The sequence below is a fragment of the Aliiroseovarius sp. S1339 genome (genome assembly GCF_023195695.1).
In the GTDB taxonomy this organism is placed as follows: Bacteria; Pseudomonadota; Alphaproteobacteria; order Rhodobacterales; family Rhodobacteraceae; genus Aliiroseovarius.
Window position 1 is genome coordinate 342,824 of record NZ_JALPQG010000001.1, and the last position, 12,791, is coordinate 355,614.

Sequence of the window (12,791 nt, forward strand, 5' to 3'; positions counted from 1 at the left end):
CGCTGCGCATTATTGCACAATTCGCGTGTGGGGAAGCGCGCGCGCCGCTTTCGTGTTATACTTGCAGAATTCTTTTATGGATTGAGGCACCTATGGCCCAGCAATTTACCGACGCCGAATGGCAACAGATCGAAACGCATCTGGATCAAGCCCTGAGCCTGGACCCTCAGGCCTATGGCCTGCCGGAACAGCGCGACGGGTCGGTCATCCTGATGTCATGGAACATCCGCAAGTTTGGCGCGGTGGCTGATCGGGATGGCCTCAAGAAAAGCGCAGGCGCGACGCGGATGATCGAACGGATCGCGGCCCAGGCCGACCTGTTGTCGATACAGGAGCAGCAAGACGACACCGGCGCGTTGGAGGCGCTGGTCGCCGCGCTGAGCCCCGATTATGGCGTCATTTACAGCGACGTGACGGGCCGCAGTCCCGGCTACAAGGGCATGTCGGAACGGTTCGCGTTCCTTTACCGCCATGACCACGTGCGATTGGGTCACTTGGCCTCGGACCTGTCCTATGATCGCACCGCAATTGCCGCCAACATGAACGAGGCGCTGAAAGCGTCGTTCGATACCAGCGTGCCGGGGCAGGATGACCCCGGCTATCTTGAGCGTTTGATGACTTGGGTTCAAAACACCACACGCCTTATGGGCTCGCAGTTCTCCAAGTTCGTGCAGTTTATCCGCAGCCCCTATCTGGTGGAATTCCTGATCGACGGGCCAGACGGGCAGTATGAGGTCTATGCCGTCAACGCCCATCTTGTCTCCGGTAAGAAAGGCGAGCGGGAACAGGAGTTCTTCGCGCTGTTGGAATGGCTTTTGCACGATAGTCGCAAAACCGTCAGCAAGCGCGGGAAGATCATCATGATCATGGGCGATCTAAACCTTGATTTCGACAAATCAAACGACCTGAGGCGCGTCGGGATCGAAAACTATGTGACTGGGATCAATGCCAAAAGGCGGCTGGACGCCAAGGTGAATTTCCCGTTTCTTGATGGAAATTTCCAAACCAACGCGCGACGCACCCAGACCTATGACCACATCGCTTGGATCGCCAATGACACGCGACTGGCGCGCGGACGGCACAATGATCTGGCGGGAACGCTTGGACCTGACGGCTTTGACTATGGAATGTTTGACTTCACCCAGCTTTTCATCGACGCAGGTCCGGGTCTTCAGCCAGATGGCACACCGGATTACGCCCGCTTCGCCCATGACCTGTCGGACCACATGCCGATCTGGGTCAGGCTACCGCTGCCCACAGCAGACCAGCACAGATTTACGGAGTGACCGGATCCTCACAGGGGCTTGCCGCGTTCTCGAAGCAAAGTTTATCATATTCTCTGGTACCTGAGACGACGACGTGTTCAAAATCACGCGGATAAATACCCGTCCAGCGACCCGGAAACAGCGGTTCATACTTGGCCACAGTCTCAACAACGAAAAGACTTTCACCTACGTACATTTTTGGAATATGCGGCCCAAGAAATTCCCGCATAGTGGTTCTTGTGTGACCCGATATTCCGCTGTTGTTGCTTGCTTTGGAGCCCAGCCTTCTCAGTTTCCGCGGTACCTGTTCATTGCATTGCACGAGTGTTTTGTTGTCGGGGCATTGGACCATTGTGACACGTACCCAGCTATCTTCACCGGTTTTTGACATATATTCAAAAAGTTCATCCAGACCTTCAAGGGTGTTGCGATCAAATTTGTAAACGCGTGACAGGTAGTCTGCGATCGCGTAATTGGCCTTCAAGGCGAGGCTTTGTTTCCGATAGGCATCGAAATAGGAAAAAGTCGCCATGACGCCAAAAAACAAAAGCGGAAGGATAATCACGCTTTCAACCGTAACAGTCCCGGTTTCGACACGGGAAAACAGGCGCACCCGCTGCATCAAACGACGGCAGATCCGCGCAACCAGAGAGGTTTGTGTGATCAAATAGGCTGACATCCTCACACCTTCCTTAGGACGGTTCATTTACATAAGTCGACACTGCGACCAGAGAAACGCCACCGGACACGTCGCGAGGAAGCCCCATGACAAACGGCGTTGTGCTAAAGAACGGGTTTGACACCATGCAGGCTCGAATAAGCAACAAATCCCCACCGCCACCGGGCCCATACACGATGTTTTCTGGCGGTTTGAAGTCATCCGCACGATCCACACATGGAATCGGACCTGTGGGCAAGTTCCAGGAAAGCGTATTTATCCGCCTCACATCAACGGTCAGTTCGCGCTCGCAATCTGAAAAAAGCATCGTTTCTTCACAGATGTTTTCTTTCAGTTCCTGAATGTTGTCGGGTCGTTTTGTTCCAAGCCTCATGCCACGCACATTCAGATCAACGGCGCGTTCCAACAAAACAGAGCGCATTCCATAAAAGGTCAGCTCGAACGATGTCAAGAACAGCGTCATGAACAGCGGAAACCAAATCACAAATTCAATGGTCGAGCTGCCGTCCGTCGCTCGCATTGAGCGAAAGTATTTCCGCAGTACTTGTTTCATTCGTTACGTTCCGTCTTACCTTGTGCCGTTTTCAGAGTGTTGCAGAGCGCCCTAAGGCAATCCGCTGCAATTGCGCCTTGTTGCATCAATGTGTGAGTCTGAGTTTGTTAATGTCCGAAGCGATCCCTTTGAACACCGCCGATATCTGCGAACTGCTCACCTTATAATGCAAAAGCTTGGGCTTTCCGTTTTCTCCGACTTTTGTTGACGCACAGGATTGCATCGCATCGGTGGCGGTATCCGGTGTCTCCATCTCAATCGTATAGATTGTTATGCCCGCATCTTTGGCGGCGGTACACTGATCCAACAAGCGCTGGTCGATGTCCCGGATTCCGGCGGTATCGTTGTCAGAGTTATTCGAGTTGGAGATTTTATACCCCGGAGAAGGCTTGTCGGGGTTCTTTGGAAGCAACCAATCAAACCTTTCGACAAATCCCCACGTATATTTCAGCTTCCAGAACGTTTCCCAGTTCAATTGACTTGTATGGCTGTCTTCCGGCGCTTCGAGCGGGGTGCAACGGTTGCCGTTGCTGGAGGGAAAACAGTCCGCTTTCCCTTCAAATCCATACGGCTCTTCATGCCAGTTCTCCGGATTGGAGTTGATTGAAGGGTGATATTCCTTTGTCGATGGATAGAACCAGAGATAACGTGGCTCCGTTACCTCCACACCATCTTCTATGAAGGTTACGTTTCGGCGGATCGACGCGATATCACGGCCGTTGTATGTGTTCAGCCAGAAGGGCGATGGCCCAGTCCGATATCCATCATACAGATAGTGATGATTGGTGTTCTGGCCATCTGTCATCAGCACCAGAAACTTGGACGACGCCGTGCTCCCCGGATTATATGGACGATTGGCAAAGTCGGCATGCACCACCCCTTCACTGATCAGATTGGTTATCACAGGTTGGGTTTCGTGGTGAAGCAAAGCGGCCCCCCACTTCATCCCGATATCAATGGCAGTATCGCCCTGGGCACCCAAGCTGTTGATTTTGGTTTCCATGTCGGTTGGCGAGTGTTCGAAAGCAACGACTTCGCGCCAGCTATCTGTATGACAAGACAAATAGGCATCCGAGTTGGTCGAACGGTAGCTACCGCCATAACGGTAAAACTTTGCCGCCTGCCGAATGAGCTTATCAGGCTCCAGGATCATGTCTGGATGCGGTTTTACGCGAACATCCTTGAAATCTCCATCTCGGAAAGTGACACAATAGGCGTCAGTTTGGGCGTCCTGGCGATCAAACTTACTTAGAATTGTCTGACCGACATTTACTTGTGTGGAGTAGGGAACCAGCGAGATTGACGTCTTGCGCTTGGTGATTGTGCAATTGGTGGATGTGGAGGGATCATTCGGATTGCACAACAGCAAGTTTGAAAACTCCAGTGCCGCTTTGCGCAGCGCTTCAATCTTTGTGTCAGTTCCAGTCGACTGATCCGCCATCGAGCCTGACACGTCCACAACCAACGAAATCTCGGTCAGCTGGTTGATTTTGGCAGCACCGCCAGATGCAGGAGCGCTCAAATAGTCGACCCCTGACCAGCTCAGGAAGGGCGAGCCAACTTTCATAATGGCTGACGCCGTCACGATGGTGCCATCTGGCCCCACGATGACGGTAATGTCGTCTTCATCCATAAGATTGGTCAGGCCAGCACGTTCAAAATAATCTAGAACGACCCCTTTACGATCATTTTCCTGATCGGGGTGCGCCGCGGCAAGAAGCGCGCGGTCCAGCGTCGACTGCAGGCGTGTTCGTTGCAATTCGTAACGCATCAGGTCGATCGAAAGACCCGAGAAGATCAGCAATGTTATAAACAGGAACATAGCGAGGATGAACATCGCGCCATCCTCTTCTTTGGCAAATCTGCCGAAGCGACCAAAGCGACCCAGCTTGGTCAGCCCTGCTTTAATACCCCCAAAGCGGTTGTCATAACGCGCCATGTCGAACTCCCTTCCCATGCCCCCGCACGGTACCAACTCACAAATACGAATACTTTTTTTACCTTATGATACTTTATCAACGGCTGTGGCGAAACTAAGGCATTTTCTGAGCAAATGCGAGTTTATCGATGTAAAAGCGCCTTATTGTGCGCGTCTCGGTGACAGAAGCGGTTGGCGGCCGCCTTTGGTGATAGCAGGGCATCAATTGTCAATGAAATTGTGGGGGTGGCAATAGAATCCATTCAGCCTAACCTGTGTGAAGTATTGTCGCAGCCAATTGATTCTGCGGCAGCGCAGAAAAGCACGCAGGGGTATGAAAATGGCCAATATCAACGAGCCGAGTTTCCGTGATTCCGTTAACCTGATGTTCGACCGAGCGGTCGCTTTGATGGACATCCCGGCGGGTCTGAAAGAGAAAATTCGCGTTTGCAACGCAACCTATACGGTCCGCTTTGGTGTGCGGCTCAGGGGTGAAATCCGCACTTTTACCGGATACAGGTCTGTCCATTCCGAGCATATGGAGCCCGTTAAGGGCGGCATCCGCTATGCCTCGGCGGTGAATCAGGACGAGGTCGAAGCGCTGGCTGCGTTGATGACGTTCAAATGTGCGCTTGTTGAAACGCCGTTTGGCGGCTCGAAGGGTGGTCTGTGCATTGATCCACGCGAATATGAAGAACACGAGCTGGAATTGATCACTCGCCGTTTTGCCTATGAGCTGGCCAAACGCGACCTGATCAACCCGTCGCAAAACGTCCCTGCCCCCGATATGGGCACGGGTGAACGTGAAATGGCGTGGATTGCTGACCAATATGCTCGCATGAACACGACCGACATCAACGCGCGCGCCTGTGTCACCGGCAAGCCAACCCACGCAGGCGGGATAGCCGGACGGGTCGAGGCGACCGGGCGCGGCGTTCAATACGGTCTGCGTGAATTCTTCCGTCACCCCGATGACGTCGCAAAAGCAAACCTGTCCGGCAAGCTTAACGACAAGCGCATCGTTGTTCAGGGTCTGGGCAATGTGGGCTATCACGCGGCCAAGTTCTTGTCCGAACAGGACGGCGCGAAGATCACGGGGATCATCGAACGCGACGGCGCGCTGACAAACGACGCGGGGCTGGATGTTGAAGCGGTGCATCAATGGATTGTTCTGCACGGCGGCGTCAAAGGATTTGCGGATGCCACTTATGTTGAAGATGGCGCGAAGGTGCTTGAGGCCGATTGCGACATCCTGATCCCGGCCGCCCTTGAAGGCGTGATCAACCTGACCAATGCCGACCGCATCAAAGCCCCTTTGATCATTGAGGCCGCGAACGGCCCAATCACCTCGGGCGCGGACGAGGTTCTGCGCAAGAAGGGCACCGTGATCATCCCTGACCTTTATGCCAACGCGGGCGGTGTGACCGTCAGTTACTTTGAATGGGTCAAAAACCTGAGCCACATCCGCTTTGGCCGGATGCAACGCCGTCAGGAAGAAGCGCGCCACCAACTGGTGGTGGATGAGCTGGAACGCCTTGACCGGTATCTGGGCGACGCGTGGTCAATGACCCCACAGTTCAAAGAGCAATACCTGCGTGGCGCTGACGAGCTGGAGCTGGTGCGATCAGGTCTGGATGACACGATGCGCACGGCCTATCAGGACATGCGCGAGGTATGGCACGAACGCGACGATGTGGATGACCTGCGTATGGCGGCCTATATCGTTGCCATCAAACGGGTGGCGGCAAGCTACCGCGCCAAGGGACTGTAAGACAAAGCGCGCCCTTACAGGGAACATGAAGGGCGCGGCTTAACCATTTGTTTTCAAGAATTATTGACGCAGACGCTCAGCCTTTGCTGCGTCCTGAAGCGACCAGTATTGCAGCGCGTCGCGGATGCCTTCTGCCGCTTTCTTGCGCCAGTTCTCGTCTTGTAAAAGTTTGCGGTCTCGCGGTGAGGATAAGAACCCCAGCTCGATCAAAGCCGACGGGATGTCTGGCGCTTTTAAAACAGAAAACCCGGCCTTCATCCTTGGTGACTTATATGTCGATTGGGTTGCGGAATGGATCCCTTCAACCAACGTATCGGCCAGCGCCTCGGATCGCGGCGTCGTTTCGGTGCGCGCCAGATCCATAAGGACCAAGGCAACCTCATCCGATTGGCGCGTCAGGTCGACACCGGCCAGAATGTCTTCACGGTCATGGCGTTCTGCAAGGGTTTGCGAGGCGGCGTCGGTGGCCTCGTCCGACAGCGTGTAGACGGTCGCCCCGGTCGCACGCCCCTGTGCCAGTGCATCAGCGTGGAGCGACAGAAACACATCCGCGCCTGCGCGGCGCGCTATGGTCACGCGTTCTTCCAGCGGGACAAACACGTCTCTTTCGCGCGTCAGAACAACCTTGAAGCCGCCCGCCCGCAGCAAGGTTTCTTTCAGTTGCAGCGCGAAGGTCAGCATCAGATCGGCTTCGACCACGCCATCGCGCTCGGCGCCGGGATCAATGCCGCCATGGCCGGGGTCCAGCACCACCACCAGATCGCCAAACCCTGTCTGGCGGGTCTTGGGTGACGGCATAGGGCGCGGGGCGGATTGCGCGAAAACCGCGCTATCTGGCGCGCCGATGGTGGCCGCAAACTCTGCGAGCGAGGATTGCGCCAGTTCCAGGTGCATCGTCGCTGTGTCATCATTGGCCGAGGCTCCGGTCATCCACGCCTTTTCCACCACCATCGGGCTGGAAAGGGTCAACACCAGCCGGGTCCAGCCGGGTCGAAAAAGCCCTGCGCGAATGTCGGTGATCCGGTCTGACGCTGCAATCAGCCCTTGAAGGTCCAGCCCGGCCCAATCCAGTTCCGAGAAATCGACGACCACCCGTTGCGGGTCATCCAGCGTAAAGACGCGCCACGGCACCGTGCGCGTCATCGAAATGTCGATAGCTGTGCCGCGCCAACGATCCTTGATCGTGACGCCCGCGCCGGTCAAGCGGGCCAGTCCGGTCAGGGTCTGCGGGCTGGTATTGGGCACCGAGGTCGCGGTGGGCTGCGCTGGCGCGGCCTCTGCGGCAGGTGCAATCGTCGGTGCCCTGTCAGGCTTGGCTTTTGGAAACAACGAGGTCGCGGGTGCCGACGTCTCTTGCGCAATCGCTGTCATCGGCAGCGGGGTCAAAAGACCCACCGCCAGCAAGACCGCCCCTGCCCTGCGTTTCATCCGTAGTGTCATATTGTTCAGACCTTGCCCGTGCCTTTGTTCTGGCCAGAGCTTATCAAGCCCTGACCAGAAGGTCAGCCACCAATGACAGGGTTTTAGCCTTCGTCGCGTTTGGTTGCGATGATCTGTTCCATCTGCTCAAGCGGCATGTAGCCGCGCGCCATGGAGTCGTGCATCACAAACGCAGGCGTGCCAGTGATCTGCAAGCGCTGCCCCAACGCCCGGTTTTCGGCCAGAATGGCGTCAACCTCGGGCGCCTCCATCCCGTCTGCAATGGCTTGCCCGTCCAGCCCAAGATCGTCGCCCAGTTTAGTCAAGCTTGCGGTCGTCACGTTGCCGCGCAGGGTGATCAGCGCGTCGTGCAGCTTGGCATAAGCGTCTTCACCAAACAATTGTTGACCCGAGATCGCAAACCGCGCGGACAACATGCTGGCTTCGCTCAGTATCGGGAACTCTTTCAAGATCAGACGCACGCCTGTGTCCTTTTCCAGAAGCTCCTGCAAGACGTCATAGGATTTGCGGCAATAGCCACATTGGTAATCCACAAACTCGACAATCGTGATGTCGCCATCAGGGTTGCCGGATATGTGGGAGTAGCCGTCATCAAACAGCGCCTCGGCATTGACCTTCACCAGATCATTATCCATCGTTTCTTGTGCTGCGGCCTGACGTTCTTCCAGCACCCCGATGGCTTCCATCAACACTTCGGGGTTATCCATCAAATAAGCGCGCACCTCGTCGCGAAAGGCGTTGCGTTCGTCATCGGTCATGCTTGACAGATCGAACGCCTGGCCAGGCATCACCGCTGCAAAGGTCAAGGCCGTCGTTAGCGCCAAGGTCCGTGTAATTTTCATGTCGTTCGTCCGTTCTTGTTTGTGCGCACCACGTGGGCGCGCGAATAATCTAGCAGGTGGGCGGGCCACGTAACTGCACATTCTCGCGATCACGTCGCGTTTAGGCGATCTGGGCGGCGCTGCCAACCACTGACCGTTTATCTGGGCTGCGACAAACCCCACATCGTCTGACCATTGACTTCGCCCAGCAGCAAGTGCACCCAATTCGCGCAAAGCATAATGAGGACCAGATGAAAAACTCAAGCCGTGGCGTCGTTGATCCGTTTATCGTGATGGATGTGATGGAAGCAGCCCGCGCCGCCGAGGCCGCAGGGCGCCACATCATTCATATGGAAGTCGGCCAGCCCTCGACCCCCGCGCCCGAAAAAGCGCGTGCGGCGCTGGTTCAGGCGATGGGGGGCGATGCGTTGGGATACACCGTGTCGCTTGGCCTTCCGGCACTTCGAGAAGGCATCGCAAAGCTTTATAAAGATTGGTATAAGTTGGATATCAACCCCGCGCGCGTGGTGGTCACACCAGGCAGTTCAGGCGCGTTCATTCTGGCATTCACGGCGCTGTTTGATGCGGGCGACAAAGTGGGGTTGGGCGAACCCGGATACCCATCCTATCGCCAAATCCTAAAGGCCCTGAACCTAACGCCTGTCGGCATTCCAACCAAAGCGGAAAATCGCCTGCAACCTGTCCCGTCCGAAATCCCCGGCGATCTGGCGGGCCTGATCACCGCCTCGCCCGCCAATCCATCCGGCACGATGCTGGACCATGCCGCGCTTGAGGGGTTGATCAGCGCTTGCCACGCCCAAGGCACCAGCTTCATCGCGGACGAAATCTATCACGGCCTGCAATATGAAGGTCGCGCTGTGTCGGCGCTAGAGGTGTCAGACGACATTTATGTGATCAACAGCTTCTCGAAATACTTCTCGATGACCGGATGGCGGGTGGGTTGGATGATCGTGCCAGAAGATCACGTGCGGCTGATCGAGCGGCTGGCCCAGAACATGTTCATCTGCCCATCACACGCCAGCCAGATCACCGCCCTTGGCGCGTTGGGCGCGCGTGGCGAGCTGGACGCAAATTTAGCCACCTATGCCGCCAATCGTCAGTTGATGATCGAAGGTCTGCCCAAGGCCGGGTTCACCAAGTTCGCCCCCCCTGATGGCGCGTTTTACATTTATGCTGATGTCAGCGACCTGACCAATGACAGCCGCGCCCTTGCCGCCGAGATTTTAGACAAGGCCAGTGTTGCCGTGACCCCCGGCATGGATTTTGACCCAAAGCGGGGTCACCAGACGCTGCGATTTTCCTATGCCCGGTCGACCGAGGATATCCGCGAAGGACTGGCGCGCCTGACCGCGTTCATGCAGGCAGTCTAGATCAACCTGCAAAATGCGCTGCCTCACAACGGTCAGGCGTTTTTTTGCACCATTTCAAGAAAACGGCACTTCCGTTTCTACCATCGGGTTCATTGCCATCGCGAAACGGTGAGTTTCGCGCCAAATCACCTAAAAATCACGTAAAAATGGTCAAAAAACCTTGATCTGGCCACAATATTTGGCCAGTTAGACGATGGTCGCAATATGGGTGTATTGGGATTTGTGATTTGGTAACGAGTCTTGGGGTAAAGAGAGAACGAGCCTTTCGAGTTTTAAAAATAAATTCGCAACGCGAAGCTGCTGCTGGCTTCGCAGGTTGGCAATGTTTGATCTTGACCTCCATTTGAGGGGAAAACGATGGCTATTCTTGATAACGCCATTTGGCTGACTGGCACCAATGGCGAAGCTGTAAATGGCAGCACCGTTGTGACGGATGGAGCTTACAGCACCACGGTCACGGGTACTTTTACGGGCACTTGGGACGCCTCTCAGAACGGCTACAACATCTCGGACTTTGGTGCGTTTGGCGTATCATCTCCGATTACTGCAAATTACGAGTTTTCTGACCCGGTCGAGAACCTGTCCTTCGACATTGAACATGTGAATGACGATGGCGGGTCGACCTATGACGACAACTGGACCATCTACGCATACGACGAAAGCGGCGGCTTGCTTGACAGCGCCGTTGTGATCGCCGGAATTACCGGGTTGGTTGATGAAACCGTGGTCGTCAACGCCGATGGCTCTGTTTCGATCGAAGCAACAGGTACGACCGCCAATGATGTGTCGGTCAGCCTTGCCGGTCCGTTATCCGAATTAAAGCTCAGCTTGCAACCCGGCCCGAACGGCAGCTTATCTGGTGGCTCGGGGATCACCGACTTTACTTTCGATGTCCCGCCGCCGATCGACACGGACGGCGACGGTATCAACGACGTCGATGATCTGGATATCGATGATGACGGCATCCTGAATGAAGACGAATACGACACCAACACACCGACGACCATCACCATCACCTTTGACGGCGACAATTATGCAAACTCCGAAACCACTTGGCAGCTTCTTGATCAAGATGGAAACGTGGTATTGGACAGCGGCGGCTTCGCATCGAACAGCGAGGTTACCATCACCTATGATATCCCCGCAGGGGAGTTCGGCGACTACTCGTTTGTCGTCAACGACACATACGGCGACGGCATAAGCGAGACAGGGCCAGCAGGATATACCGTCGAGCTTGACGGTCAGGTCGTCGCAACAGATGGCGGCAATCTGGATTTTGGCTCGTCCGTTGAACATACCTTCACAGTCGAAGAAACAACAACACCGCGCGACACGGACGGCGACGGCATTTATGACCACCTCGATCTGGACAGCGACAATGACGGAATAACTGACAATGTCGAAGCACAAACATCGGATGGCTATGTTGCCCCCTCCGGCATTGATGCAAACAATGATGGCGTTGATGACGCTTATGCAGGCGGGCTGACACCGGTTGATACAGACGGCGACGGAACTGCCGACTACATCGACACCGATAGCGACAATGACGGCGTTGCAGATGTGACCGAGGCGGGTCACAACGTGGACCAAGCCACAATAGACGCATCAGGTGATGCTGACGGTGATGGCATCGCAGACGCAGTCGATGACGTGTCCGGTTGGGACGTCAATGACACGGATGTAGACGGTGCTGGCAACTTTGACCTTGCCGACACAGACGGCGACGCGGCAGCGGATGGGTCTGGCAACACGCCGATGACTGCCGATTTCGATTATCGTGATGCGACCGGCAATAATTTCATCGTCGAAGGCACGGCCAGCGACGATGTCATAGACGCAAGCTACTCTGACGATCCGGATGGTGATTTCGTCGATAACAACGACGCCGCAGACGGATCCAACGACGATATCATTGTTGCCGGAGGAGGAGACGACATCGTCAGCGCCGGTGATGGTGACGATACCGTTGATGGCGGAGACGGTGACGACATTATCTATGGTCAGGGTGGCAACGATACGCTGACCGGTGGGTCCGGGTCCGACACGCTGGACGGTGGCGATGGCGATGACATGCTGAATGTTGGTGCGGGTGACACGGTGTCTGGTGGCACAGGCTCGGACACGATCAACCTTGATCCGACAGATGGGCTGGACGGATCGGGGTCGACGGTCACCATCGATGGCGGCGAAGATGGCGATGACAGCGACACCGACACGCTTTACTTGAACAATTTGGTCGATGGCTGGAGCGATGTGGTCTTTGACCCCGGTAACTCGGAAAATGGGACGGCCACGCTGTCGGACGGCACAACGCTGACCTTCACCAACATTGAAAATGTCTTCATTTGCTTCACGACGGATACGATGATCCTAACGGATCGCGGCGAACGCGCGATACAGAATCTGCGTCCGGGCGACATGGTGGTGACCCGTGACAATGGCCTGCAGGCGATCCGTTGGGCAGGTCAGAAAACGGTTTCCGGCAAGGGCAAGCTTGCCCCCATCCAGATCGCACAAGGTCACTTCGGTAACGACAAGCCGCTGCTTGTGTCGCCGCAACACCGCATGGTTTATGCCGGGCATGAAGCAACGCTTCTTTTCGCTGAACGCGAAGTTATGGTGCCAGCCAAACACCTGATCGACGACAAGGGCGTTGTCATCAAGCCTATGGATCAGGTGACATATTTCCACATTCTGTTTGACCGCCACGAAGTTGTCTTTGCCAACGGGGCCGCATCAGAAAGCTTCCATCCCGGCCATGAGGGTTTGGGCGCTATTGACCCGGCGGCGCGTGAAGAGTTGTTCACACTGTTCCCCGACCTGCGCGTCGATCCCAGCCACTATGGCGACACCGCCCGCATGGTCTTACGTGCCCATGAGGCCCGCGCCTTGCCAAAGGTTGCATGACGCCACCTCTGACCAGGCAAAAGCGGTCGCCCATTCACCGCTT

General features: G+C 55.7%; 9 protein-coding genes. 4 read left to right on the forward strand and 5 right to left on the reverse strand.

Features of this window, described 5'->3' with window-relative positions:
* Positions 1 to 92 precede the first annotated feature (92 nt).
* The gene (locus tag MUY35_RS01495; RefSeq protein WP_248363327.1) at positions 93 to 1,286 is read left to right on the forward strand and encodes a hypothetical protein; all 1,194 of its coding nucleotides are present in this window, start codon (positions 93 to 95) and stop codon (positions 1,284 to 1,286) included.
* On the opposite strand, the gene MUY35_RS01500 is transcribed toward MUY35_RS01495, so the two are convergent.
* From MUY35_RS01500 to MUY35_RS01510, 3 genes are all read right to left on the reverse strand, one after another.
* A complete protein-coding gene (locus MUY35_RS01500) occupies positions 1,276 to 1,944 on the reverse strand; it encodes a hypothetical protein (RefSeq protein ID WP_248363329.1) in 669 nt (222 codons plus the stop codon). The two genes, MUY35_RS01495 and MUY35_RS01500, sit on opposite strands and share 11 nt — an antisense overlap.
* 13 nt (positions 1,945 to 1,957) lie before the next feature.
* Positions 1,958 to 2,497 carry a TadE/TadG family type IV pilus assembly protein gene (locus MUY35_RS01505; protein WP_248363331.1) on the reverse strand — a complete coding sequence of 180 codons (540 nt, stop codon included), beginning with the start codon at positions 2,495 to 2,497 and terminating at the stop codon, positions 1,958 to 1,960.
* 85 nt (positions 2,498 to 2,582) lie between these two features.
* Positions 2,583 to 4,436: a TadE/TadG family type IV pilus assembly protein gene (locus MUY35_RS01510; protein WP_248363333.1), complete on the reverse strand. Its 1,854-nt coding sequence runs from the start codon at positions 4,434 to 4,436 to the stop codon at positions 2,583 to 2,585.
* A gap of 319 nt (positions 4,437 to 4,755) precedes the next feature.
* On the opposite strand from MUY35_RS01510, the gene MUY35_RS01515 reads away from it, so the two are divergent.
* Positions 4,756 to 6,186 carry a Glu/Leu/Phe/Val dehydrogenase gene (locus MUY35_RS01515; RefSeq protein ID WP_248363335.1) on the forward strand — a complete coding sequence of 477 codons (1,431 nt, stop codon included), beginning with the start codon at positions 4,756 to 4,758 and terminating at the stop codon, positions 6,184 to 6,186.
* Positions 6,187 to 6,246: 60 nt separating this feature from the next.
* Here the strand turns inward: MUY35_RS01515 and MUY35_RS01520 are convergent, their stop codons facing one another.
* Positions 6,247 to 7,614, reverse strand: coding sequence for an N-acetylmuramoyl-L-alanine amidase (locus MUY35_RS01520; protein ID WP_248363337.1), 1,368 nt, complete (start codon positions 7,612 to 7,614; stop codon positions 6,247 to 6,249).
* 95 nt (positions 7,615 to 7,709) lie between these two features.
* The gene (locus MUY35_RS01525) at positions 7,710 to 8,468 is read right to left on the reverse strand and encodes a DsbA family protein (RefSeq protein WP_248363338.1); all 759 of its coding nucleotides are present in this window, start codon (positions 8,466 to 8,468) and stop codon (positions 7,710 to 7,712) included.
* Positions 8,469 to 8,698: 230 nt separating this feature from the next.
* On the opposite strand from MUY35_RS01525, the gene MUY35_RS01530 reads away from it, so the two are divergent.
* Together MUY35_RS01530 and MUY35_RS01535 are read left to right on the forward strand one after the other, a co-directional pair.
* Positions 8,699 to 9,838, forward strand: a complete 1,140-nt coding sequence (locus MUY35_RS01530) for an aminotransferase class I/II-fold pyridoxal phosphate-dependent enzyme (RefSeq protein WP_248363340.1) — start codon at positions 8,699 to 8,701, stop codon at positions 9,836 to 9,838.
* Between the two features lie 357 nt (positions 9,839 to 10,195).
* Entirely contained in the window at positions 10,196 to 12,748 is a 2,553-nt protein-coding gene (locus tag MUY35_RS01535; protein ID WP_248363342.1) for a Hint domain-containing protein, read from the forward strand.
* The last annotated feature ends 43 nt before the right edge of the window (positions 12,749 to 12,791 follow it).

Bases quoted from the DNA above. Each gene is read 5' to 3' on its own strand.
- MUY35_RS01500 (WP_248363329.1), bottom strand. From the start codon at position 1,944: ATGTCAGCCTATTTGATCACACAAACCTCTCTGGTTGCGCGGATCTGC.
- MUY35_RS01505 (WP_248363331.1), bottom strand. From the start codon at position 2,497: ATGAAACAAGTACTGCGGAAATACTTTCGCTCAATGCGAGCGACGGAC.
- MUY35_RS01510 (WP_248363333.1), bottom strand. From the start codon at position 4,436: ATGGCGCGTTATGACAACCGCTTTGGGGGTATTAAAGCAGGGCTGACC.
- MUY35_RS01495 (WP_248363327.1), top strand. From the start codon at position 93: ATGGCCCAGCAATTTACCGACGCCGAATGGCAACAGATCGAAACGCAT.
- MUY35_RS01525 (WP_248363338.1), bottom strand. From the start codon at position 8,468: ATGAAAATTACACGGACCTTGGCGCTAACGACGGCCTTGACCTTTGCA.
- MUY35_RS01535 (WP_248363342.1), top strand. From the start codon at position 10,196: ATGGCTATTCTTGATAACGCCATTTGGCTGACTGGCACCAATGGCGAA.
- MUY35_RS01520 (WP_248363337.1), bottom strand. From the start codon at position 7,614: ATGAAACGCAGGGCAGGGGCGGTCTTGCTGGCGGTGGGTCTTTTGACC.
- MUY35_RS01530 (WP_248363340.1), top strand. From the start codon at position 8,699: ATGAAAAACTCAAGCCGTGGCGTCGTTGATCCGTTTATCGTGATGGAT.
- MUY35_RS01515 (WP_248363335.1), top strand. From the start codon at position 4,756: ATGGCCAATATCAACGAGCCGAGTTTCCGTGATTCCGTTAACCTGATG.